Here is a 23,533-nt window from a genome sequence, read left to right as displayed (position 1 = left end):
AGGGGCGCCCGCAGACCGGTTCAGTGGGAGAGGGACTGGAAGAGGTCGAACGCCTCGGCGGGGGTGAGCCCGTCGTGCACGACCCCGCGCACGGCCGAGAGCATCGCGGCGGGGTGCTCGGACTGGAACACGTTGCGGCCCATGTCCACACCTGCGGCGCCCTCCTGGATCGCCTGGTACGCGACGCGCAGTGCCTCTTGCTCTTCGACCTTCTTGCCGCCGGCGATGACGATCGGCACGGGGCACGCGCTCGTGATCGTCTCGAAGCCCTCTTCGACGTAGTAGGTCTTCACGAAGGCCGCGCCGAGCTCGGCGCTGATGCGGGTCGCGAGACGGAAGTAGCGCGCGTCGCGCACCATGTCGCGCCCGACCGCCGTGACGGCCAGGACGGGGATGCCGGCAGCCTGGCCCTGGTCCACGAGAGTCGTCATGTTCTTGACCGACTTCGTCTCGTTCTCACCGCCGATGAACACCTGTACGGCCAGCGCGGCGGCATCCAGACGCACGGCGTCGTCGATCGAGACCGCGATCTCTTCGTTCGAGAGGTCGTTCAGCACGCTCGGCCCACCCGAGGCGCGCAGCACGATGCCCTTGCCGTTGTCGGCGGGGATCGTCGTGCGCAGCGCGCCGCGCGTGCACATGAGGGCGTCGGCCTGCGGGACGAGCGGCAGGATGGAGCGATCGAGTCGTTCCAGTCCCGACGTCGGGCCCTGGAAGTACCCGTGGTCGAAGGCGAGCATGACGGTCTTGCCGTCGGCGGGGTCGAAGACACGCGAAAGCCGTGCGCGCATGCCCCAGTCCTGGCCCGCCTGCCCCTTGAGGTGGAAGCCGTCGTGCGTCGCGATCGCGCCCGAGAAGTCGGTTCCGTCGCGGAGGTCGTCGAGGTCAGCCATGAATGGGCTCCTTCTCTGTTGTGGTGGTGGGCGTCGCGGTGCGCGAGCCCGGGGTCATCGATGCACGCAGGCGTCGGATGCTGCTTCTGCCTGTGCCGGTCGCGGTTGACGCGACGACGACGACGAGCACGACCAGGACGCCCTTGAGGACGTTCTGGGCCCCGACGGACCACCCGACGAGGTTGAGCAGGCCCGAGAGCAGCACGAAGAACAGCGCACCCGTCCACGCGCCGACGGGCACGGGCCGGCCGCCCGAGATGAGCGTGCCGCCGATCACGACGACGGCGATCGAGTCGAGCATGTAGGAGGTGCCGAGAACGGTGCTCGGTGAGATGAAGGCAGCGAGGAGACCGCCGACGAGGCCCGCGAAGCCCGCGCTCAGCAGGTACGCCGTCGCCGTGACGGCGGCGACCTTGAGGCCCGCGCGCTCCGCCGCGCGCTCGCTCTGACCGACGGCGACGATGGACAGGCCGAGACGCGTGTGGCGCAGCACGAACCAGATGACGATCGTGACGAGCACGACGAGGATCGCGATGAGCGGGACGCCGAGGACCTTGGCGTTGACGAACGCGCGCAGCGCCGGATCGGCCGAGCTTCGTGCCGAGTCGGCGAGCAGCAGCGTCGCGCTGGTCACGACGAGACTCGTCGCGAGCGTCGCGATGATGGGCGGGACGCGCAGCAGAAGGATCGCCGCGACGCTCACGAGCCCCGCGACGACCCCCGCGCCGGCCGCCGCGACGAGTCCGACGAGGGGGCCCGCCGTGGCTCCGACGGCGACCGAGACGTACGACGACATCGAGACGATCGTGCCGACCGAGACGTCGATGTTGCCGGGCCCGAGCGTGATGACGAGCATCTGCCCGAGCGCGACGAGCACGAGGAAGGGCGCGAGCGAGAGCGCCTGCGTCAGCGGGTCGAAGGGCGCGCCCGGGCGCACGGCGACGATGAGCGCCCATACCGCGAGCACGCCGATGAGCGACCAGCCCCACGCCGGCCAGCTGAATCCGCGACGAGCGCGCGGGGCGGAGTTGTCGATCGCGGTCATCGTACGAACCTCTCGGTGATGATGCGGCCGGCCAGCACGGCGATGACGATGAGTCCCTGTGCGGCGGACTGCAGGCTGGAGGGCAGGTTGATGAGACTGAGCAGCACGGTGATGAGGCCCAGCGTGACGGCGCCCAGCGTCGTGCCGATCGGCATCGCGCGGCCTCCGGCGAAGGTGCCTCCGCCGAGGATGACCGCGGCGATCGTCATGAGCGTGTACTCGCTCGCGGCGTTGATGTCGCCGGACCAGGTCTGCGAAGCGAGCAGGAGACCCGCGACGATCATGAAGGCGGCGGCGATCACGTAGGCCGTGACCCGGGTGCCGATGAGGGAGACACCGGCCTTCTCGAGCGTCGGCGCCTGCGAGCCGAGCGCCCGCATCCTGGTGCCCACCTGGGCCCGGCGCGTCACATACCAGGCCACGAGCGTCGCGATCACGATGAAGATGATCGGCGCGGGGAACCATGTCGGACGCCACGTCGAGATGACGGAGAGCCATTCCGGCGTCGCACCGCCGGGCGTCGGCCGGATCTGCAGGCCCACCCCCAGCCATACGAAGGACATCCCGAGGGTGATGATGATCGACGGCACACCGCGGCGCTGCACGACGTAGGCGATCAGGGCGTACGCGACGAAGATGCCGACGATCGACAGCACCGCCATGACGGGCGCTTCCAGGAAGAGCGTTGCGGCGATCACCGTCACGAGACCGACGAGATAGCCGACGCTCAGGTCGATGTCGCCGACGCTCATGATGATCATCTGGGCGTGCGCGGCGAGCACGAGCGGCACCGACGACATGAGCATGAGCGTCAGGCCGGGAACGCTCAGGATGCCGGGCTGGAGTGTCGCCGTCACGATGAAGATGGCGATGAGGGCGACGAGCGACAGCAGGGCCGGCGAGCCGTTGACAGCGCCGACGCGCAAGCGCTGCGCGGTCGTGGGGAAAGAAGCGGTGGCGGTGCTCATCGTGCGTGCTCCTGAGTGCGATCGTCGCTGCCGAACGAATCGGCGATGATGCGGTCCTCCGTGATGTCCTCGCCGGCCAGCTCGCTCACGATGCGGCCGGAGCGGAAGACATAGACGCGGTCGCAGTGAGCCATCTCGCCGTTCTCGGTCGAATACCAGACGATCGAGCGTCCCCGCGACGCTTCGACGCGCATCAGGGCGTAGAGCTCGTTCTTGGTCGAGACGTCGACGCCGCGGAACGGGTCGTCCAGCAGCACGAGCGTCGCGTCGGTCGCGAAAGCGCGGGCGACGAGCACCTTCTGCTGGTTCCCGCCCGACAGCGACATGATCGGGGCGGGTGCCCCGCCCTTGATCTTGAGCCGCTGCACCCACTCGCCGGCGAGTGCGCGTTTCGCGCCGGATCGGATGACGCCGGCCACCGCGAGGTCGCGCGAGGCCGAGACGGTCAGGTTGTCGGCGACGCTCCACAGGGGGAAGACGCCGCTGGTCTGACGATCGCCGGGCACATAGGCGCGGCGTTTGGCGACGGTGACTCCGCGGGCCCGCGTCCACAGGCGCCGCAGGAGCGCATCCTGTCCGTGGCCGGCGAGACCCGCGAGGCCGACGATCTCGCCGGGCTGGACGACGAACGGGACCGAGCCGTCGTCGCGCAGTCGCGCGACGGTTCCTTCGTGGGCGATGTCGGTGGGCTCACTCGTCGTGACGCGCCGCATCGTGGCGGTGTCGGCGTGGACCTCGCCGCCCATCGTCGTGAGGAGGCCTTCCTCAGTGGCATCCGCTGCCGGAAGCGTCTCGACGATGCGGCCGTCCTTCATGACGGCGATTCGGTCGGCGTTGGCGAGGACCTCCTGCATGCGGTGCGAGATGAGCACCATGCTGACGCCGGATGCGGTCAGCTCGCGCAGGTGCGCATAGAGCTGTCGCGTCGCATCGACGCTCAGCGACTCGGTCGGCTCATCGAGGATCAGCATCGCGAGTTTCGGCGTGCACAGCGCGCGGGCGATCTCGACCATCTGGCGCTGCGCCATCGTGAGATCGCTCGTACGGCGCAGAATCGCGACGCCGTGACCGGGGAAGACGTCGTCGAGCTTCTCGGCGACGCGGTGCTCGGCGGTGCGCTTCCAGGAGAGGCCGCGCGCTGCGCCATCGGACAGCGCGATGTTCTCGGCGACCGTCAGGTCGGGGCACAGCGCCAGCTCCTGATAGATCATGCGCACCCCCGCCCGGGCGGCGGCGCGCTGATCCCACGCACCGCCGCCGCGCCAGGAGACGAGGCCGGTGTTCGGCTGCTCGCGGCCGGCGAGCACGCGCATGAGGGTGCTCTTTCCGGCGCCGTTGTGGCCGACCAGACCGAGGATCTCTCCCGCGTTGACGGTGACGTCGATCCCCGTGAGGGCCGTCGTGCTGCCGTACCGCTTGGACACGTCCGTCGCGGTGAGGACGATGCCGGCCGCTCGGGGCGGTGCGGCGCTGTCGCGCCGTGTCGCGGATGTCATCGAGTGTGCTCCTTCGGACTGGTCGGCCGTCGACTACTTCTGCAGCGCCGGGGCTTCGACGCTCTCCCCGGCCGCGAGGGCTGCGAGGGCCGCTTCGATCGAGGCGTCGTCCCAGGCGTTGGCGGCGTACTCGTCGGTGCTGAGCTCGGCGACCCAGTAGTCCAGGTCCTCCTGCGCGATCTTCACGAGCGGCAGCACGACCTCGGCCGGAACCTCTTCGCCGCGCTCCTTCGCGAGGGCGACGTAGATCGCGGCGACGACCTGACCGGGATCGGTCAGCGCGGCGAACGAGCCGTTGTCGAGGCCGCTCTCCTGCCAGAAGGCCAGCGACTTGCCGTCGGTGTCGAAGACGACGACCGGCGCCTCACGGCCCGCCGACTCGAAGGCCTGCACGATGCCCATGCCGCCGATGCAGCCCGGGACGGCGGCGATCTCGGGCAGCGAGCCGATGATCCCGACGATCTCCTTCTGAGCCGTCGCCGAGTCGCAGAAGCCGTTGATCTCGGCAGCGACGGTCACATCGGGGTAGTCCGCGAGGATCTCCTGCTGGCGAGCGTGGAACGCCTCTTCGGGCTGAGAGCCCACGACACCGCGGTTGATGACGATGTTGCCGGTGCCGCCGATGGCCTCCAGCGCCGGCTCCAGCGAGTCGGCACCCCACTGGCCGTACTCGTTGCGCACGACGGTGCCGCAGCTGGTGTCCATGTCGGCGTCGAGGATGATGACGTTGATGCCTGCGCTGCAGGCTTCTTCGATGACCGGCACGAGCGCACTGGAGCTCGCCGGGATGACCATGAGCACATCCGGGTTCTGCAGCATGAGGCTGCGGATCTGCGAGGCCTGCTCGGTGGCGCTGTTTTCGCCCGGGGCGTTGACGACGGAGTACTCCGACACGACACCCTCGGCCTTGAGCTCTTCGGCGACGGTCTCGAACTTGTCAATGAGCGTCAGACGCCATCCGTTGACGAAGCCGTTCGACAGGGCGATCTTCAGCCCTTCGGGCTCGCCGCCGGCCGTCGTGTCGCCCGCGTCGCCCGTGCCGCCGGCGCAGCCGGCGATCAGCAGGGCAGCGGCTGCCGCTGCGGTCACCGCGGTGGCCGCGCGGCGGATTCCGGTGAACTTCATTGTCATTGCCTCCTGGTTTCGCTTCGTCGCGATATGACGAGCGCTCTGTATCTTGGCGCCAGGTCTGTCAACCTGTTACAACCAACCTGTCATGATGAGTTGGTGATGACTAACATAGGCATGAGCGAGGAAGCTGTCAATCGCGCGCGATACGCTCTCATCACTGCGCGTGCCGGATCGAAGGAGCCCCGCTATGCCGACACCTGCCACCTATGTCGCCCTCGACCGCGAAGCCGATATCCCGCTGTGGCAGCAGCTCGCTCGCGTCCTGCGCGAAGAGATCGAGCAGGGTCTGCTGCGGGCTGACCAGGCCCTCCCCTCCGAATCGGAGCTCATCGACCGCTACGCCGTGTCGCGAACGGTCGTGCGCGAGGCGCTCGCGGATCTCGTGCGCGGCGGGCTCATCTACAAGGTCCGCGCGCGCGGCTCCTTCGTCTCACCCCGGCGGCCCGACCTGAAGTTCATCGGGTCGATGACCGGGTCCTCCGATGACCTGTCCTCCACCGGACGCAGCGTCACGACCCGGGTCATCGACTTCGAGGTCGGGACCGCCGATGCGAGCGACGCCGAAGCACTCCGGATCACCGAAGGCTCTTCCGTCGTGCGCCTGCGACGACTGCGCAGCGTCGACGGCACCCCCTGGCTGCTCGTGGACACCGTGCTGCCATACGACCGCTTCCCCACTCTCGGTCGGGCGAACCTCGAGAACCGCTCGCTGTACGAGCACCTGCGGCGGCACTTCGGCGTGCAGCCGAGCGGTGCCGACCGATGGATCAGCGCCGTCATGCCCTCACCCGAAGACGCCGACCTGCTGCAGCTGGGGACGGGCCAGCCCGTGCTGTCGATCGAGTCGGTCGCGTGGGATGCCGACGGCGTGCCGTTCGAGAGGTACAGCGCCCTGCACCGCAGCGACGAGTCCCGGTTCTACGTCGGCATCCGGTAGCCGCTCACACGGTCGCGAGCACCCGCCGCCCCTCGGCCACGATCTCATCGGCGATCGCGCCGAGCAGCGGTGAGCGCAGGTTCCACTGCTGCCAGTGCAGCGTCACGTCGACGGGCGGGCCGCCGAGCGGCACGAGGTCGCCCGCGGCCAGCGGTCCGCGCGACTGGAACGTGGGCAGCAGCGCCCATCCGAGCCCGAGCAGCGTCGCCGCGGCGAAGTCGCTCGATGCCGGGACGTAATGCCGCGGCGGGGCGGCCGGAGCGACGCCCCGCGCCGCGAGCCACTGCGCCTGCAGGTCGTCTCGGCGGTCGAAGTCGATGAGGGGTGCGGCGGCCAGGGCCGCGGCATCCGGTCCGTCCGGAAACCACCGCTCGACGTACGCGGGGGTCGCGACGGCCTCGTAGCGCATGGCACCCAGCGTCGAGACGCGGCACCCCGCGACGGGCTCGGCGCGCGACGTGACAGCACCCATGACGGTGCCGGATTCGAGCAGGGCGGCCGTGAAGTCCTGATCGTCGCGGTGCAGATCGAACACGACGGGATGCCGCGGGGCCAGCCGCGCGAGCGGTTCGAGGAACCACGTCGCGAGCGAATCGGCGTTGACCGCGAGCGGCACCGAGGTGCGCACGTCGCCGTCGGGGTCGGCGCCCAGTGCGGCGATGGTGTCGTGCTCGAGCAGGGCGGCTTGACGTGCGAGCCGCACGACGGCGACGCCCGCCTCGGTCGGCCGCGCCGGCTTGGAGCGGATCAGCACCGTGCGCCCGAGCATCTCCTCGAGCGCCTTGATGCGCTGGCTGACGGCGGAGGGGCTGACGTGCAGTCGCCGCGCCGCGGCATCCAGCGTGCCTTCGTCGAGCACGACAGCGACGGTCTCGGCGAGCTCGAAGGGAATCCTCATCATCAGTCACACTAATGCTCCTGAAGAATCATGAGCTGGACTGAGCCGCGCGTCGGCCATAGCGTCGAAGACGTGCTCACCTCGATCCTCGCCGGCCTCGGCCTCGGTCTCTCCCTGATCATGGCGATCGGGGCGCAGAACCTCTTCGTGCTGCGGCAGGGGCTGCGTCGTGAGCATGTCTTCGTCGTCGCCGCGATCTGCGCCGTGTCGGATGCGACGCTCATCGTGCTCGGAGTCTCAGGTGTCGGCCTCGTGCTGCAGGCGGTTCCCTGGCTCGTCGACGTCGTGCGCTGGGCGGGCGCCGTCTTCCTCGTCGCCTATGGCCTCCTCGCGGCCAAGCGCGCCTGGCGCCCGAGCGGCGAAGCGTTCGTCGCGGCCGAGACCGAACGGCGCGACGGCCCGGGCACGATCACGACGCGCACGCGCCTGGCGCCCGTCGTGCTCACGACGCTCGCACTGACGTGGCTCAACCCGCACGTCTACCTCGACACGGTCTTCCTCCTCGGCTCGATCGCCAGCACCCACGGCGACGGCCGCTGGTGGTTCGCGTTCGGCGCCGTGCTCGCGAGCATCGTCTGGTTCTTCGGGCTCGCGTACGGGGCTCGCTTCCTCGGCCGCTGGCTGTCGACGCCCCGCGCCTGGCGCGTCGTCGATGCCGTCATCGCGGTCGTCATGATCGCGCTGGGCATCTCGCTCGTCCTCCCCCGCTGACCCACCCGCTGCGCGGATTCGAGGGCGTCCGGCACGATAGGGGGATGAAGCGTGTGCAGGTCGTTGTCCGCGGCACGGTCCAGGGGGTCGGCTACCGGTACACGATGCGCATGATCGCGAGGGACGCCGGCGTCTCGGGCTGGGTTCGCAATCGTCGCGACGGAAGCGTCGAGGCCGAGGTCGAGGGCGAGGACGCGCAGGTCGACGACGTGCTCGAGTGGATGGCGGAGGGACCGCCCGGCTCGCGCGTCGAGTCGGCCACCGTGACGGAGTCCGCACCCACGGGCGCGACCGGTTTCGAGGTGCGCGCGACCGCGTGAGCGGACGTCATCCCGGCACGCCGGCCGCGAGCTCGGCGAAGACCTCGTCGGCGCGCTCGCGCGTCGCCAGCGGCGCCCCCTGCCCCGCCCACAGCGACAGCAGGTCGCCGCCGTCGCGGCGTGCCGCCTCGGCGCGGAAGACGCCCGTGAGCCAGTTCTGCGCCGGGAATGGTGCGATGGCCCCCGAGGCTTCGATGTCGCGCATCGCACGATTGGGGATGCCGCGGGCGAGTCGGCCGCTCATCGCCCGGGTCAGCACGGTGTCCTCGGCCGCGGCTCGCGCGATCGCGCGCCGGTGCGCCTCGGTCGCGGCGGATTCGCGCGTGCGCAGGAACGCCGTGCCCACCTGCACCCCCGACGCGCCGAGCGCGAAGGCCGCCGCCACGCCGCGCCGGTCGGCGACGCCCCCGGCCGCGATGACGGGCACGCCCACCGCGTCGACGACCTGCGGCACGAGGGCGAACGTTCCCACGAGCGAGTTCTCGGCCGCACGCAGGAACGACACGCGGTGCCCCGCAGCCTCGGCCCCCGTCGCGACCACCGCATCGACGCCCGCCTCGTCGAGCGCGACGGCCTCGGCGACCGTCGTCGCCGTGCCGACGATTCGGATGCCGCGGCGATGCGCGGCACCCACGAGCTCCCGGCTCGGGGCGCCGTAGACGACGCTCACGACCGCGGGTGCGGCATCCATCACCGCCTGCACCTGGTCGGCGATGTCGGGCAGGAACCTCTCCGGGAGCGTCGGCGGCGCGACGCCGACGGCGTCGTAGAGCGGAGCGAGCGCAGCCAGCGCCGATGTGAGTTCGACATCGGCGGGCGTCACCTCGTCACCGGTGGGCAGCCACAGGTTGACCGCGAACGGCTTCGGGGTCGCGGCCTTCACCGCGGCGATCGTCTCGGTGATGCGGTCGGGCGCGTACCCGTAGAGACCGTAGGAGCCCAGGCCTCCCGCTTCGCTCACGGCGCCCGTGAGCGAGACCGACGACAGTCCGCCGAACGGGCCGAGCACGATCGGCACGTCGATTCCGAACAGGTCCTGCAGGCGGCGCGGCATGCCCTCGACGGTACTCCCCCACCGACGACGAAGGACCCCACCCACGGGTGAGGTCCTTCGTTCGGTTCCTGAGCCTGTGCTCGGTTCCTGAGCCTGTCGAAGGATCAGATGACGTTGACGTCCAGCGGGATGCCGGGGCCGAACGTGGTCGACACCGCACCCTTCTGGATGTAACGGCCCTTCGCGCTCGACGGCTTCAGACGCACGATCTCTTCGAGAGCGGCGTTGAGGTTCTCGTCGAGCTGCTCGGCCGTGAACGACGCCTTGCCGACGATGAAGTGCACGTTGGCGTGCTTGTCGACGCGGAACTCGATCTTGCCGCCCTTGATCTCCTCGACGGCCTTGGCCGCGTTGGGGGTCACGGTGCCGGTCTTCGGGTTCGGCATGAGGCCACGGGGACCGAGGACCTTTCCGAGGCGTCCGACCTGACCCATGAGCTCAGGGGTCGAGACGGCCGCATCGAAGTCGGTCCATCCGTCGGCGACCTTCGCGATGAGCTCGGCGCCGCCGACCTCATCAGCGCCCGCCGCGATCGCGGCCTCGGCGGCCGGACCCGTCGCGAAGACGATGACGCGGGCGGTCTTGCCCGTGCCGTGCGGCAGCATGACGGTGCCGCGCACCATCTGGTCGGCCTTGCGCGGGTCGACCGAGAGCTTGAGGGCGACCTCGACGGTGGAGTCGAACTTCGACGAGCCGGTCTCCTTCGCGAGAGCGACGGCCTCGGTCGGCGTGTAGAACGTGTCGGCGGCGATCTTCGCCGCGGCGGCCTTGTAGGCCTTGGACTTGTGTGCCATGTCTATTCCCCTCAGCCCTCGACCGTGATGCCCATGGAGCGAGCCGTGCCGGCGATGATCTTCATCGCGGCGTCGACATCGTTCGCGTTGAGGTCGGGCTGCTTGGTCTCGGCGATCTGGCGCACCTGATCCTTCGTGAGCTTGCCCACCTTGGCGGTGTGCGGCGTCGCCGATCCCTTGCCCACGCTGGCGGCCTTCTTGATGAGCTCTGCCGCGGGCGGGGTCTTCAGGATGAACGTGAAGCTGCGGTCCTCGTAGACGGTGATCTCCACGGGGATGACGTTGCCGCGCTGCGACTCGGTCGCGGCGTTGTACGCCTTGCAGAACTCCATGATGTTGACGCCGTGCTGACCGAGCGCGGGCCCGATCGGCGGCGCCGGGTTGGCTGCACCGGCGTTGATCTGAAGCTTGATCAGGCCGGTCACCTTCTTCTTCGGTGCCATTCTTCTTCCTTTCGATCGAATCGGATGCTGCTGCATCCGGTTCTCCCGCACATCCGGCCTTTCCGGAGTGCGGTGTCTTGTGGGTCTCGATACGGCGGCTGCGCCGCCTACTCGACCTTGCGCCGAGTCGCATCAACGCTGCTGCGCAGCATTGATCCGCCTCGCTACAACTTTGTGACCTGGTCGAACGAGAGCTCGACGGGGGTCTCACGCTCGAAGAGCGAGACGAGGACCGTGAGCTTGCCGCTCTCGGGCTTGATCTCGCTGATCGTGCCGGGAAGACCCGCGAACGAGCCCTCCTTGATCGTGATGGTTTCGCCGACCTCGAAGTCGACCTCGGCGGGGATGACGCGCGCCGCGGCGCCGCCGGCCTGCTTCGTGGCGGCCCCGCCCTTGGCGGGAGCGACGTCCTTGATCTCGACGAGGCTCTTCAGCATGTTGAAGGCTTCTTCGAAGCGCAGCGGGGTGGGGTTGTGCGCGTTGCCCACGAACCCGGTCACGCCCGGCGTGTGACGCACGACCGACCAGGTGTCCTCGTTGAGCTCCATGCGCACGAGCACGTAGCCGGGGATCCGGACGCGCGTGACCATCTTGCGCTGTCCGTTCTTGATCTCGACGACGTCCTCCATCGGGACCTCGATCTGGTAGATGTCTTCCTCGACCTCGAGCGTCGACTTGCGCTGCTCGATGTTGGCCTTCACCTTGCGCTCGAATCCGGCGTAGGAGTGGATGACGTACCACTTGCCCGGCAGGCTCCGCAGATCGGCGCGGAAGGCCTCGTACGGGTCCTCTTCCTCGGACTCGTCAGCGTCTTCGGACGCATCGGCGACCTCTGCGGCGTCAGCGGGCGAGACGCTCGCTTCGACCTCGTCGACGACCTCGGCCGCGGCGGCGACCTCGTCGACGACCGCGGGGTCGAGCACGGGCGCGTCTTCATCGCCGTTGACGTCGGGGCCGTCGTACGGCGCCACGTCGTCGGCGCGGTCGGCCTGGTACTCGGCCACCTCGTCGGCGATGGATTCGTTGAGGGCCTCTGCGGCGGCCTCGGCCTCTGCGGCCTCGTCGATGTTCAGGGCGTCGTTCACGATCGCGTCAGCCTCCGGGTCGTCGATGTCGATGTCGTCGTTGTCGGAGAGGTCTTCGCTGTTCGAGTCGTCCACGATGTGCAGTGCGACGTGCTCCGCGGGCTCGACCGAGCGCTCCTCTTCCGCGAGGACGTTGCCCTCCTGGGCTTCGTCGTCTTCAGAGGACTGCTCTGCGGCCGTAGCCCAGTCCACGTCGTCGTTAAATCTTTCAGACACTTCGTTAACTTCCATTCCGTGGGCGGATGCTGCGATCCTGCCCGCGTCGTGAATCAGCTCAGGCGGGGATGCCGAAGACGACCGTCGTGACCCAGACGAACAGCAGGTCGAGGCCGTAGACGAACGCCATCATGACGACGACGAACCCCAGCACCACCAGCGTGTACTTCAGCAGCTCCTGGCGAGTCGGCGTGACGACCTTGCGCAGTTCTGCGAACACCTGACGGATGAACAGCACGATGCGCGCGAAGGGGTTGAGCCTCTTCTCGCGTGATCCGCCGCTCGAAGCGACGATCTCGCCGCCCGGCTCGTCCTGCATCATCGATGTCACCTGATTTACCTTCCGTGTGTCAGAGCGTGTCGGCGCGACTGCCGACAGCGCTGACGCGCAGGGCGGACAGGAATCGAACCTGCAACCTGCGGTTTTGGAGACCGCTGCTCTGCCAATTGAGCTACCGCCCTAGAGACCCTGGGGATCTCAGGTTGCCTGCATGCGGTCGCCGCGACCATGTTCCGGGAAGCACCCGAAGCGCGGGCACGGCGAAAGAATGCAGACTTCAACTGCACCATCCAGTGTACGGCATGCCTTCCACGCCCGCGAACCGGATCAGTACTGCTGAACGCCGTATCGATCGGGCTCCTCGGCGCGTTCGAAGGCGCGCCCCGTGAGCGATGTCGCCGTGACGCGCACGTAGGTGTATTTCAGCGTCGGGATCCAGGGCGTCAGGCCGAGCCCGTCGGCGCGTTCGACCTCTGCCGACGTGTCGAGCACGTGCGCCCGGCCGCGCAGCACGACGCTCCAGGCATCCGTGTCGGTGTGATCGTCGACCTCGAAGAGCACTTCGTCGTTGGCGGTCAGCTCGAACAGCTTGCTGCCCTGCGCGGTGCGGAACAGCACGGCGTCGCCGTCGACGACGTAGTTGACCGGGAAGATGTCGATGACCTCACCCACGCGAGTGACGAGCCGCCCGAGCTCCTGCCCGCGCAGACGCTCCCAGCATTCGTCGTCGTTCAGGCGGACGACGGGATCTTTGCGTGCATCCATGACTCCATCCTGCCCCTTCCTCGCACCCCGCGATACCTCTCCCCCGCCCGGTTCGCCGCGGTGCTCGCCCCGCCCTCCCTGCCCGCCCCGCCGCCCTCGCCGCGATGTCGAGCCCGACCATTTCCGTCGAACCCGACATCGTCGACGTACGGCTCGACGGGATCGGTACGGTTCGGCGGGGTGCGGTGCTCCGGGGGCGAACGACCGGGACGCGACGGTCAGGGGCCGACGCGGATGAGCTTCTTGTTGACGAACTCGTCGGCGGCGAGCAGACCCATCTCGCGCGACGTTCCCGAGCGCTTGACGCCGCCGAAGGGCAGGCCGGCCTCGTCGGCGAGCACGAGGTTGACGTAGACCATGCCCGCCTCGATCCGGTCGGCGATGCGCGCCGCCTGCTCGCTGTCGGTCGTGAAGACGTAGGAGCCCAGCCCGTACGGGGTGTCGTTCGCGACGGCGACCGCCTCGTCCTCGCCCGAGACCTTGTAAACGACGCCGACCGGCCCGAAGAACTCTTCGCGGTAGGCATCCATGTCGCTCGTGACGCCGGTCAGGACGGTGCCGGGATAGTACGCGCCGTCGCGCGTGCCCCCTGTGACGAGCGTCGCACCCTGCGCGACGGCCCGCTCCACCTGCTCGGCGAGCCGCTCGGCCGCCGTGAGCGACGAGAGCGGACCGAGCACGGTGTCCTCGGCGAACGGGTCGCCGACCTGCGCGCCGCTCATCCGCTCGACGAACTTCTCGAGGAACCCGTCGTAGAGCTCCTGGTCGACGATGAAGCGCTTGGCGGCGTTGCAGGACTGGCCGTTGTTGTCGAGGCGCGCTTCGACCGCGGCATCCACCGTCGCGTCGAGGTCGTCGGTGGACAGCAGGATGAAGGGGTCCGAACCGCCGAGCTCGAGAGCGACCTTCTTCAGGTTGCGCCCCGCGATCTCGGCGACGGCGGAGCCGGCGCGCTCCGAGCCGGTCACCGAGACGCCCTGCACCCGGCGGTCGGCGATGACGGTGGCCGCCTGGTCGTTCGTCGCGTAGATGTTCGTATAGACGCCCTCGCCCATACCGGCATCCGCATAGATCTGCGCGATCGCGGCGGCCGACTCGGGGCACTGCGACGCGTGCTTGAGGAGGATCGTGTTTCCGACGACGATGTTCGGCGCCGCGAAGCGCGCGACCTGGTAGTACGGGAAGTTCCACGGCATGATGCCCAGCAGCACTCCGAGGGGCGTCCGACGGATGACGGCGGTGCCCTCCCCCTCGATGTCGACAGGCTGGTCACCCGTGATCTTGTCGACGTGGTCGGCGTAGTACTCGGTGATGTCGGCGGCGAAGTCGACCTCGCCCTCGGCGGCGGCGAGCGGCTTGCCCATCTCGCGCACGATGATCGCGGCGAGCTCGTCACGGCGCTCGCGGTGCAGCTCGGCGACCCGACGGATCCGCGCCGCACGCTCGGAGGCGGGAACATCGCGCCACGCACGATAGGCGGTGTCGGCCTGTGCGATGGCGGCATCCAGCGCATCATCGGTGATCGTCGGGTACGAGGCGAGGGTCTCACCGGTTGCGGGATTGACGACGGCGTAGTCGGTCATGGCATCTCTCCGATCGGGTGCGGGGTCACGGTCTGCTCTTCTTGCGGGTTCGGGGAACGACGATCATCGGCACCGGCAGCTCGCGCAGCATCTTCGCCGCCGTCGATCCGAGAAAGAGCCGTCGCGGTCGGGCGAGGCGACTGGAACCGACGACGGCGAGCTCGCCGGGCTCCCAGCTGAGGTGTTCGACGGCTTCTTCGATGCTGTCGCCGAGTCCCACGACGGCTTCGGCCTCGACGCCCCGGGGCAGCGTGCCGCGGGCGTGCACGAGCACCTCGTCGGCGTGATAGGCGGCGGATTCGAGGCTCGCGACACCGGCGGGGAGGTCGAGGGCGACGAGCGAGACGAGCCGCAGCTCCGCCTGCGTCGTGGCGGTGAGCGCGAGGCTCTCTTCGAGCAGCACGTCGGCGCCGGGCCGCAGGCCGATCGCCGCTGTGATCCGAGAGACGCCGAGCGCGGGGTCGATGCGGCGCGCCCCCTCGGGCGCCAGCATGACCGGCACGTCGGCCGAGTGCAGCAGCTCGGTCGCGACGGTGCCGAGGCGGTGACGCCCTCGCCGTCCGCCCGAGGCGGCACCGACGACGATGTGGGATGCCTCGAGTTCGTGCGCGGCCTCGAGCAATCCGGCCGCGAACGACTCCCCGTAGCGCACGTGCGTGTCGTGTTCGACGGCGCCGGCGAGTTTGTCGGGCACGGCGGCCAGCCACTCCTCGACCTGCTCCTCGAGGTGTCGGCGGTAGTTCGCAGCCGGCAGCGCGACGATGTGGCGGCTCTCATCGGGCAGCACGACGACGACATCGAGGGTCGCGCCGGTCGCCGCGGCGAAGCGCGTCCCCAGCGCGAGGGCGTCGGCCCCCGCATTCGTCGCCGCGTAGCCCACGACGACATGTCCGCTCACACCCGCACCTCCCCGATGATCGGTCACACGGCGCCGAGCGCCTCCGCCACGACGTCCAGCCCCTCGCGCAGAAGCGTATCGGGGATGGACAGCGGCGGAAGGAAGCGGATGACGTTGCCGTAGGTGCCGCACGTGAGCACGATGACACCGGCGGCGATGCAGGCTTTCGCGACGGCGGCCGTGAGCGCAGCATCCGGCTCGGCCGTGGCGGGGTCGACGAACTCGGCCGCGACCATCGCGCCGTGACCGCGCACGTCGCCGATCCGCGGATCGGCGGCCTGCAGTTCGGTCAGCCTGCCCTTCAGGATCTGCTCGACCTCACGGGCACGCGCGGGCAGATCATCCGACTCGAACACCTCGATCGCGGCGAGGGCCGCCGCGCACGCGACCGGGTTGCCGCCGTAGGTGCCGCCGAGGCCGCCCGAGTGCGCGGCATCCATGATGTCGGCCCGGCCCGTCACGGCGGCGAGAGGGAGTCCCCCCGCGATCCCCTTCGCCGTCGTGATCAGGTCGGGCACGATTCCGAACCGGGTGCTCGCGAACATCTCCCCCGTGCGGGCGAACCCGGTCTGGATCTCGTCGGCGATGAAGACGACGCCGTTCGCGCGGCACCAGTCCACGATCGCCGGAAGGAATCCGTCGGCGGGGACGATGAAGCCGCCTTCCCCCTGGATGGGCTCGATGATGACGGCGGCGAGATCACCGGCACCGACCTGCTTCTCGATGATCGAGATCGCCCGCTTCGCGGCATCCGCCCCGGAAAGACCGTCGCGATACGGATACGACAGCGGGGCGCGGTAGATCTCGCTCGCGAAAGGACCGAACCCGCTCTTGTAGGGCATCGCCTTCGCCGTGAGCGCCATCGTCAGGTTGGTGCGGCCGTGGTAGCCGTGGTCGAACGCGACGACGGCGTGCCTGCCGGTGAACTTGCGCGCGATCTTGACGGCGTTCTCGACCGCCTCCGCGCCGGAGTTGAACAGCGCGCTCTTCTTCGCGTGGTCGCCGGGGGTCACGCGGTTGAGCGCTTCGGCGACGGCGACGTACGACTCGTACGGCGAGATCATGAAGCACGTGTGACTGAACTGCGCGATCTGCGCCTGCACGGCCTCCACGACCTTCGGATGCGCGTTGCCGAGCGTCGTGACAGCGATGCCCGAGCCGAGGTCGATGAGCGAGTTGCCGTCGGCGTCGACGACGACGCCGCCGCCGGCCGCGACGGCTGAGATCGGCACCGTGTGCGCGACCCCCGCTGCGACCGCGGCGGACTTCCGCTCGAGCAGGCGCTGCGACTTCGGACCCGGGATGCTGGTGATCAGTCGGCGCTCCTGGACGAGGCCGGGTCCACCGAGCGGCGTAGGCGTGGGGATCATGCTCGCGAGCGTACGGGTGCCCCCGGGCAAAGACACGTGCCTACGTGTACTTTTTGGAAGGACAGCTATACGTCCCGTACAGGAGGAGTCGCCATGCCCGCCGTCGCGCCAGCGCCCACTGTGCGTGCGCTTCTCGCCAGCGGCGACCTGCAGCTCACGCTCATCACCGAAGCGGATTCCCCCGCGGCGCTGGACCGCGAAGTGCGCTGGGTGCACTCGAGTGATCTCGCCGACCCGACGCCGTTCCTCTCGGAGGGGCTCGTGCTGCTCACGACGGGCACCCAGTTCCAGGGCGAGGACGCGACCACCCCCGGCGCGTACGTCCAGCGCCTCGCGTCACGCAGCGTCGCGGGGCTCGGGTTCGGCACGGCGGTCGTGCGCGACGGCATCCCGCCCGATCTCTCCGACGCGTGTCGTGCGGCGGGGATCCCCCTCTTCGAAGTCCCCTACCGCACGCCGTTCATCGCCATCGCGCGCGCTAACGCCGAGGCGATCGCAGCGCAGACGTTCGAACGGCGCAGCTGGGCGCTCGCCGCCCAGCGTGCGATCTCGCTCGCGGCCCTGCGCCCGGACGGACTCGACCGGACGCTCGCGGAGCTCGCGCGGCAACTCGAGACGTGGGTCGGGCTGTTCGACGCGGCGGGCGAGCTCGTCCGCGAGCATCCCGCCGCCCTCGACGCCGAGACGGCAGCCTCGCTGCGCGACGAGGTCGACATCGTGCTGCGGCGTGCTGCCCGCGCGGGCTCCGCGCTCCAGATCGGGGCCACGGCGTTCACCCTGCAGACGCTCGGCCGCGGCGGAAGCCTGCGCGGCGTCATCGCGATCGCGGCGGGCGGGCTCGATCACGAGGGGCGCGGCGTCGTGACAGCGGTCATCGCGATGGCCGGCCTCGCGCTCGAGCAGCACGACGGCCTCGCGCGTGCGCGCAATGCGCTGCGCGCCGGACTCATCCAGATCCTGCTCACCGGCGACCCCGCCCTCGCGCGACGCATCGCGCACGAGCTGTGGGGTCCACTGCCGACGGCGCCCGTGCTGGTGGCGATCGCGGACGCCGTGGACAGCGGCGCGGCCGGGCTCACCGACTTCCTCGAGCTGCGCATCGACGAACGGCGCGGGTCGGTCTTCTTCGGCGGCAGTGACGACGGCCTCGTGATCGTGGTGCCCGCCGACGACCGTCGCATCCTCGACGATGTCGTGGCACGCTTCGACACGCAGCTGGGGGTGTCCGACCCCGTGGGCTACGACGCCTTTCACAGCGCGCTCGAACAGGCGCGCGTCGCCCGCGCGCGCGGGCGGGGACCGCTCACCGATTTCGCCGACGTCGCCCCGGCGGGGGTCTTGTCGGCGCTGTCCGCGGACGCGCACGTGCTCGCGGCCGCCGAGCTTGCGCCGCTCACGGATCATGACACAGAAGAGGGCACGCGCCTCGTCGAGACTCTCGCCGCGTGGCTGGACAACGACTGCTCCCACGAGGCATCCGCGCGGGCACTCGGGGTGCACCGGCACACGATCCGCACGCGGCTGGGCGTCATCGAGCAGATCCTCGGGCGCGATCTGACCTCGTTCGCGACCCGCGCCGAGCTGTGGGCTGCGCTGCGGGTGCGCGGCGGCTGACTCACGGCGTTCGCGAGCCTGTCCGCCGCCCGGTCAGCGCGGCGCGTGCGCCTCGAGGAACTCGTACACGTCGGTCGTGTCCACCCCCGGGAAGGCGCCGGTCGGCAGCGTCGCGAGCAGGGTCCGCGGTGTTCGCACGTTCGGCCACGAATGCTCGCGCCACGCCGACTCGAGCTCGGCGGGAGCGCGTCGGCAGCACGCCTCGACCGAGTGCGTCGACGTGCCGCGGTTCACGGTGTCGCGTCCGAGGAACCACTTCGTGTCATCGAACCGCACGCCCACCGACACGGAGTGCGCCCCCTCGCTCGACAGTTCGACGCGCGCCGTGCACCAGTAGGTGCCGTTGCCGGTATCGGTGTACTGGTAGTACGGATTGAAATGGTCGTCCTCGTCGAAGACGACGCGCGACGTCCACTTGCGGCAGCACATCTGCCCCTCGATCGAGCCGAGACGGTCGGTCGGGAAGTTGACGTCGTCGTTCTCGTACGCCTTCGTGATGGTGCCCGATTCGTGCACCTTGAGGAAGTGCACCGCGATGTCGAGGTGCATCGTCGCGAGGTTCGTGAACCGGTGCGCCGCCGTCTCGTACGACACCGAGTAGGCGTCGCGCAGATCCTCGATCGAGATCGCCCGGTCCTTCTTCGCCTCGCGCAGCGCGGGCACGACGTGCGCCTCGGGAATCAGCAGCGCTCCGGTCAGGTAGTTCGTCTCGACGCGCTGGCGCAGGAACTCGGCATACGAGGTGGGCTCGCGATGCCCGAGGATGCGGCTGGACAGCGCCTGCAGCACAGCGGTGCGCGGGTCGCCCTTCGCCGCGAGCCGGCTCGACAGATAGAGCCGCCCGTTCTTGATATCGGCGACGCTGCGGGTCGTCTGCGGCAGATCGGCGACGTAGTGCAGCGTGAACCCGAGGTGCGCCGCGATGTCCGACGCGGTGCGCTGCGTGAGGGGGCCGCCGGGGTGATCGACGGCATCCAGGATCCGCCGCGCATGCCCCTCGAGGTCGGCGAAGTAGTTGTTCTGCGTGCGCATGAGCTTGCGCAGCGCGACATTGGCGCGCCGAGCCTCTTCGGGGGTCGCGGCACGCTCGTCGCGCAGTCGTTCGATCTCGCCCTGCAGCGCGATCATCGCGGCGAGCGCCTCGGTGGGGATCGTCTTTCCGATGCGGAACGGCTCGATGCCGAGCGCCTGGAACGTGGACCCGCGCATGGCGCGCTCGAGGGAGATCTCGAGCGTCGCGCGCTCATCGAGAGGCTCTGACTCCAGGAGCGCGTCCAGCGTCGAGCCGAGCGCTCGGGCGATCGCGCGCAGCAGTGTGAGCTTGGGTTCACGACGACCGTTCTCGATCATCGACAGCTGACTGGGAGCACGGTCGACGGCCGTCGCGAGCTCGTCCAGCGTCATCCCGCGCTGCGTGCGCAGCTGCCGGATACGGCGGCCGATCGTGAGTGCATCCACATCCTCAGTCATATCGAGGATCGCATCCATATCGGCTCCTTCTGCCCGTGACGATGACCGGATTCTGTCACGAAAGCAGAAGTATGCGCAAAGTTCACAGCGGTATCCGTGGGTTCAGCCCCAGAAGTTCACCCAGAGTGGATGCCACGACCCACCGCCCGGCTTTCGCACAACGAAGCGCCATCCGTTCCCCACCTTCCACGTTCCGCACAGAGAGGCCAGGACCCATGACACCTGCGACCGCGACGCCGATGCGTACACACACCGCTTCGATCCCCGCCCAGACCCACGAACCCCAGATCGAGATCCTCGGCGCGATCCGCCCGCGCTACGACGAGATCCTCACCCCCGAGGCCATCGCCTTCCTCACCGAGCTGCACCTCCGCTTCTGCGGACGCCGCCACGACCGACTCGCCGACCGCATGCGCCGCCGGTTCGAGATCGGCAACGGGCACGACCCGCAGTTCCGCGACGACACCCGGCACATCCGCGAGGACGCGCAATGGCAGGTGGCCGGCGCGGGACCCGGCCTCGAGGACCGCCGCGTCGAGATCACCGGTCCGACCGACCCGAAGATGACGATCAATGCGCTGAACTCCGGCGCGAAGGTGTGGCTCGCCGACCAGGAGGATGCCACGAGCCCGACCTGGCGCAACGTCATCGAGGGTCAGCTGTCGCTGCGCGACGCGATTCGCGGCGACCTGTCGTTCACGAGCCCCGAGGGCAAGGTCTACGAGGTGACCGCCGAGCAGACGCCCACGATCGTGATGCGCCCGCGAGGCTGGCACCTGACCGAGAAGCACATCTCCTTCACCGACCGCGGCGGCCGGACACTGGCGGCCTCGGGGTCGCTCGTCGACTTCGGGCTGTACTTCTTCCACAACGCCCAGGCACTCATCGACGGCGGTCGTGGCCCCTACTTCTACATCGCGAAGCTCGAGTCGAGCGAAGAGGCGAAGCTGTGGGACGACGTCTTCACGTTCAGTGAGCAGTACGTGGGGCTTCCCCACGGCACGATTCGCGCCACGGTGCTCATCGAGACGCTGCCGGCCGCCTTCGAGATGGAGGAGATCCTCTTCGAGCTGCGCGACCACTGCGCGGGCCTCAACGCCGGCCGGTGGGACTACATCTTCTCGATCATCAAGAACTACCGCGGCCGCGGGGCGCGATTCGTCCTCCCCGACCGCAGCGAGGTCACGATGACCGTGCCGTTCATGCGGGCCTACACCGAGCTGCTGGTCAAGACGTGCCACAAGCGCGGGGCCTTCGCGATCGGCGGCATGAGCGCGTTCATCCCGAACCGGCGTGACCCCGAGGTGACAGCGCGCGCGTTCGAGAAGGTGGCCGCCGACAAGAAGCGCGAGGCCGGAGACGGCTTCGACGGCACGTGGGTGGCCCACCCCGATCTGATTCCCGTCGCGAGGGCCGAGTTCGACGCCGTGCTGGGCGATCGCCCCAACCAGATCGACCGTCAGCGCGACGACGTCGAGGTGCGAGCGGCCGACCTGATCGATGTGCACATCGGCCGGCCCGTGACGGCGGCGGGTGTGTACGGCAACGTCTCGGTCGCCATCCGCTACCTCGAGGCGTGGCTGCGCGGCCTCGGCGCCGTCGCGATCGACAACCTGATGGAGGATGCCGCGACCGCCGAGATCTCACGCTCGCAGGTGTGGCAGTGGATCCACCAGGACCGCACGACCGACGACGGCACGCCGATCACGCGCGACTACATCGAGGGGCTCATCACGCAGGTGCTGAGCGAGGTCGACAGGACCGGCGGGGACCGTTTCGACGATGCCGCCGCGATCTTCCGCGAGGTCGCGCTCGGCATCGACTTCCCGGCGTTCCTCACGCTCCCCGCGTACGCGAAGTACCTCAACGACAGCGAGTGAACCGCTTCCCCCACGGCTCCTTCGAGCCGACCGGCACACAGACCAAGGATTGACATGACCGCTTATCAGAACGACATCGCCGCCATTCAGGCACTGAAGGAACAGAACGGTTCCCGCTGGGATGCCGTGAACCCCGAGTACGTCGCCCGCATGCGGGCGCAGAACCGCTTCCGGACCGGCCTCGAGATCGCTCAGTACACGGCCGACATCATGCGCACGGACATGGCCGAGTACGACGCCGATTCGTCGCTCTACACTCAGTCCCTCGGCGTCTGGCACGGCTTCATCGGGCAGCAGAAGCTCATCTCGATCAAGAAGCACCTGAAGACCACGAACAAGCGCTACCTCTACCTGTCGGGCTGGATGGTCGCAGCGCTCCGGTCGGAGTTCGGCCCCCTTCCCGACCAGTCGATGCACGAGAAGACCTCGGTGCCGGCGCTCATCGAGGAGCTGTACACCTTCCTCCGGCAGGCGGACGCCCGTGAGCTCGACCTGCTCTTCACGAAGCTCGACGACGCCCGCGTCGCCGGCGACGAGACGGCGGTGGAGTTCATCCAGTCGCAGATCGACAACTACGAGACACACGTCGTGCCGATCATCGCCGACATCGATGCCGGCTTCGGCAACCCCGAGGCGACCTACCTGCTGGCGAAGAAGATGATCGAGGCGGGAGCCTGCGCCATCCAGATCGAGAATCAGGTCTCGGACGAGAAGCAGTGCGGCCACCAGGACGGCAAGGTCACGGTGCCGCACGACGACTTCATCGCGAAGCTCAACGCCGTGCGCTACGCGTTCCTCGAGCTCGGGATCGACAACGGCGTCATCGTCGCGCGCACCGACTCGCTCGGCGCCGGCCTCACGCAGAAGCTGGCCGTCTCGCACGCGCCGGGTGATCTCGGTGACCAGTACAACGCGTTCCTCGATGTCGAGCAGATCGACGCGGCGGACCTCGGCGACGGCGACGTCGTCATCAAGCGCGACGGCATGCTGCTGCGCCCCAAGCGCCTCGCCAGCAACCTGTACCAGTTCCGCGCCGGCACGGGCGAGGCCCGGTGCGTGCTCGACGGCATCACGTCGCTGCGCAACGGCGCCGACCTGCTGTGGATCGAGACCGAGAAGCCGCATGTCGAGCAGATCGCGGGCATGGTCGACGAGATCCGCAAGGAGATCCCGAACGCGAAGCTCGTCTACAACAACAGCCCGTCGTTCAATTGGACGCTCAACTTCCGCCAGCAGGCCTACGACCAGCTCGCGGCGCAGGGCGTGGACGTCTCGACCTACGACCGTGCCGACCTCATGAACGTGGTGTACGACGACACCGAGCTCGCCGGGCTCGCCGACGAGAAGATCCGTACCTTCCAGAAGGACGGCGCGGCGCGCGCCGGGATCTTCCACCACCTCATCACGCTGCCGACCTACCACACGGCCGCCCTGTCGACCGATGACCTGGCCAAGGGCTACTTCGGCGACGACGGCATGCTCGCCTACGTCCGGGGTGTGCAGCGTCGCGAGATCCGCGAGGGCATCGCCACCGTCAAGCACCAGAACATGGCGGGCAGCGACATCGGCGACAACCACAAGGAGTACTTCGCCGGGGATGCCGCTCTCAAGGCGGGCGGCACGAACAACACGATGAACCAGTTCGGCTGAGTCCATCCCCTGACAAGGCCCGGGTCTGCGAG

Annotated in this window: 22 protein-coding genes and 1 tRNA gene; 6 read left to right on the top strand and 17 right to left on the bottom strand. The window is 69.1% G+C overall.

Annotation, left to right across the window (positions count from 1 at the left end; genetic code table 11):
- Positions 1–20: 20 nt before the first annotated feature.
- Genes lsrF through ACWICD_RS09700 form a run of 5 tightly spaced genes read right to left on the bottom strand, consistent with a single transcriptional unit; the run spans position 21 to position 5,527 of the window.
- Positions 21–893, bottom strand: a complete 873-nt coding sequence (gene lsrF, locus ACWICD_RS09720) for a 3-hydroxy-5-phosphonooxypentane-2,4-dione thiolase (RefSeq protein ID WP_376125286.1) — start codon at positions 891–893, stop codon at positions 21–23.
- Positions 886–1,938 carry an ABC transporter permease gene (locus ACWICD_RS09715; protein ID WP_376125284.1) on the bottom strand — a complete coding sequence of 351 codons (1,053 nt, stop codon included), beginning with the start codon at positions 1,936–1,938 and terminating at the stop codon, positions 886–888. Before ACWICD_RS09715 ends, lsrF begins: the two co-directional genes overlap by 8 nt.
- Complete coding sequence (locus ACWICD_RS09710; RefSeq protein WP_376125282.1) at positions 1,935–2,906, bottom strand: ABC transporter permease; 972 nt, start codon at positions 2,904–2,906, stop codon at positions 1,935–1,937. The genes ACWICD_RS09715 and ACWICD_RS09710 overlap by 4 nt, the downstream gene beginning before the upstream one ends.
- Positions 2,903–4,402, bottom strand: a complete 1,500-nt coding sequence (locus ACWICD_RS09705; protein ID WP_376125280.1) for a sugar ABC transporter ATP-binding protein — start codon at positions 4,400–4,402, stop codon at positions 2,903–2,905. The genes ACWICD_RS09710 and ACWICD_RS09705 overlap by 4 nt, the downstream gene beginning before the upstream one ends.
- 33 nt (positions 4,403–4,435) lie before the next feature.
- Positions 4,436–5,527, bottom strand: coding sequence for a substrate-binding domain-containing protein (locus ACWICD_RS09700; RefSeq protein ID WP_376125278.1), 1,092 nt, complete (start codon positions 5,525–5,527; stop codon positions 4,436–4,438).
- A 193-nt stretch (positions 5,528–5,720) separates the two neighbouring features.
- On the opposite strand from ACWICD_RS09700, the gene ACWICD_RS09695 reads away from it, so the two are divergent.
- Positions 5,721–6,470: a GntR family transcriptional regulator gene (locus tag ACWICD_RS09695; RefSeq protein WP_376125276.1), complete on the top strand. Its 750-nt coding sequence runs from the start codon at positions 5,721–5,723 to the stop codon at positions 6,468–6,470.
- A gap of 4 nt (positions 6,471–6,474) precedes the next feature.
- Here the strand turns inward: ACWICD_RS09695 and ACWICD_RS09690 are convergent, their stop codons facing one another.
- Positions 6,475–7,371 (bottom strand): LysR family transcriptional regulator ArgP, encoded by an 897-nt coding sequence (locus ACWICD_RS09690; protein ID WP_454140037.1) that lies wholly within the window; start codon positions 7,369–7,371, stop codon positions 6,475–6,477.
- 27 nt (positions 7,372–7,398) lie between these two features.
- On the opposite strand from ACWICD_RS09690, the gene ACWICD_RS09685 reads away from it, so the two are divergent.
- A complete protein-coding gene (locus tag ACWICD_RS09685; protein ID WP_376125270.1) occupies positions 7,399–8,079 on the top strand; it encodes a LysE/ArgO family amino acid transporter in 681 nt (226 codons plus the stop codon).
- A gap of 44 nt (positions 8,080–8,123) precedes the next feature.
- The gene (locus ACWICD_RS09680) at positions 8,124–8,399 is read left to right on the top strand and encodes an acylphosphatase (protein ID WP_376125269.1); all 276 of its coding nucleotides are present in this window, start codon (positions 8,124–8,126) and stop codon (positions 8,397–8,399) included.
- A gap of 7 nt (positions 8,400–8,406) precedes the next feature.
- Here the strand turns inward: ACWICD_RS09680 and ACWICD_RS09675 are convergent, their stop codons facing one another.
- The 10 genes from ACWICD_RS09675 to gabT form a co-directional block, all read right to left on the bottom strand.
- Complete coding sequence (locus ACWICD_RS09675; RefSeq protein WP_376125266.1) at positions 8,407–9,453, bottom strand: NAD(P)H-dependent flavin oxidoreductase; 1,047 nt, start codon at positions 9,451–9,453, stop codon at positions 8,407–8,409.
- 104 nt (positions 9,454–9,557) lie between these two features.
- Entirely contained in the window at positions 9,558–10,247 is a 690-nt protein-coding gene (rplA, locus tag ACWICD_RS09670; RefSeq protein ID WP_376125264.1) for a 50S ribosomal protein L1, read from the bottom strand.
- An 11-nt stretch (positions 10,248–10,258) separates the two neighbouring features.
- Positions 10,259–10,690, bottom strand: a complete 432-nt coding sequence (gene rplK / locus ACWICD_RS09665; RefSeq protein ID WP_376125262.1) for a 50S ribosomal protein L11 — start codon at positions 10,688–10,690, stop codon at positions 10,259–10,261.
- A gap of 164 nt (positions 10,691–10,854) precedes the next feature.
- Positions 10,855–11,991 (bottom strand): transcription termination/antitermination protein NusG, encoded by a 1,137-nt coding sequence (gene nusG / locus ACWICD_RS09660; RefSeq protein WP_454140036.1) that lies wholly within the window; start codon positions 11,989–11,991, stop codon positions 10,855–10,857.
- Positions 11,992–12,049: 58 nt separating this feature from the next.
- Positions 12,050–12,313: a preprotein translocase subunit SecE gene (gene secE, locus ACWICD_RS09655; RefSeq protein WP_376125258.1), complete on the bottom strand. Its 264-nt coding sequence runs from the start codon at positions 12,311–12,313 to the stop codon at positions 12,050–12,052.
- 67 nt (positions 12,314–12,380) lie between these two features.
- A tRNA-Trp gene (locus tag ACWICD_RS09650) sits at positions 12,381–12,453 on the bottom strand.
- A gap of 145 nt (positions 12,454–12,598) precedes the next feature.
- Positions 12,599–13,036: a pyridoxamine 5'-phosphate oxidase family protein gene (locus ACWICD_RS09645; protein ID WP_376125256.1), complete on the bottom strand. Its 438-nt coding sequence runs from the start codon at positions 13,034–13,036 to the stop codon at positions 12,599–12,601.
- Positions 13,037–13,254: 218 nt separating this feature from the next.
- Positions 13,255–14,619 (bottom strand): NAD-dependent succinate-semialdehyde dehydrogenase, encoded by a 1,365-nt coding sequence (locus tag ACWICD_RS09640; RefSeq protein WP_454140035.1) that lies wholly within the window; start codon positions 14,617–14,619, stop codon positions 13,255–13,257.
- Between the two features lie 25 nt (positions 14,620–14,644).
- Entirely contained in the window at positions 14,645–15,517 is an 873-nt protein-coding gene (locus ACWICD_RS09635) for a universal stress protein (protein ID WP_376125251.1), read from the bottom strand.
- Between the two features lie 23 nt (positions 15,518–15,540).
- Positions 15,541–16,887: a 4-aminobutyrate--2-oxoglutarate transaminase gene (gene gabT / locus ACWICD_RS09630; RefSeq protein ID WP_376125249.1), complete on the bottom strand. Its 1,347-nt coding sequence runs from the start codon at positions 16,885–16,887 to the stop codon at positions 15,541–15,543.
- A gap of 93 nt (positions 16,888–16,980) precedes the next feature.
- On the opposite strand from gabT, the gene ACWICD_RS09625 reads away from it, so the two are divergent.
- Positions 16,981–18,501: a PucR family transcriptional regulator gene (locus tag ACWICD_RS09625; protein WP_454140034.1), complete on the top strand. Its 1,521-nt coding sequence runs from the start codon at positions 16,981–16,983 to the stop codon at positions 18,499–18,501.
- 33 nt (positions 18,502–18,534) lie between these two features.
- Here ACWICD_RS09625 and ACWICD_RS09620 read toward each other — a convergent pair whose 3' ends face one another.
- Positions 18,535–19,989: a helix-turn-helix domain-containing protein gene (locus tag ACWICD_RS09620; protein WP_376125243.1), complete on the bottom strand. Its 1,455-nt coding sequence runs from the start codon at positions 19,987–19,989 to the stop codon at positions 18,535–18,537.
- A 221-nt stretch (positions 19,990–20,210) separates the two neighbouring features.
- On the opposite strand from ACWICD_RS09620, the gene aceB reads away from it, so the two are divergent.
- Together aceB and ACWICD_RS09610 are read left to right on the top strand one after the other, a co-directional pair.
- Positions 20,211–21,851: a malate synthase A gene (gene aceB / locus ACWICD_RS09615; protein ID WP_376125240.1), complete on the top strand. Its 1,641-nt coding sequence runs from the start codon at positions 20,211–20,213 to the stop codon at positions 21,849–21,851.
- 54 nt (positions 21,852–21,905) lie between these two features.
- A complete protein-coding gene (locus tag ACWICD_RS09610; protein WP_454140033.1) occupies positions 21,906–23,501 on the top strand; it encodes an isocitrate lyase in 1,596 nt (531 codons plus the stop codon).
- Positions 23,502–23,533 lie beyond the last annotated feature (32 nt).

The organism is Microbacterium sp. NPDC055357 (assembly GCF_053644835.1).
This window is presented reverse-complemented; position numbering and strand designations above follow the sequence as displayed.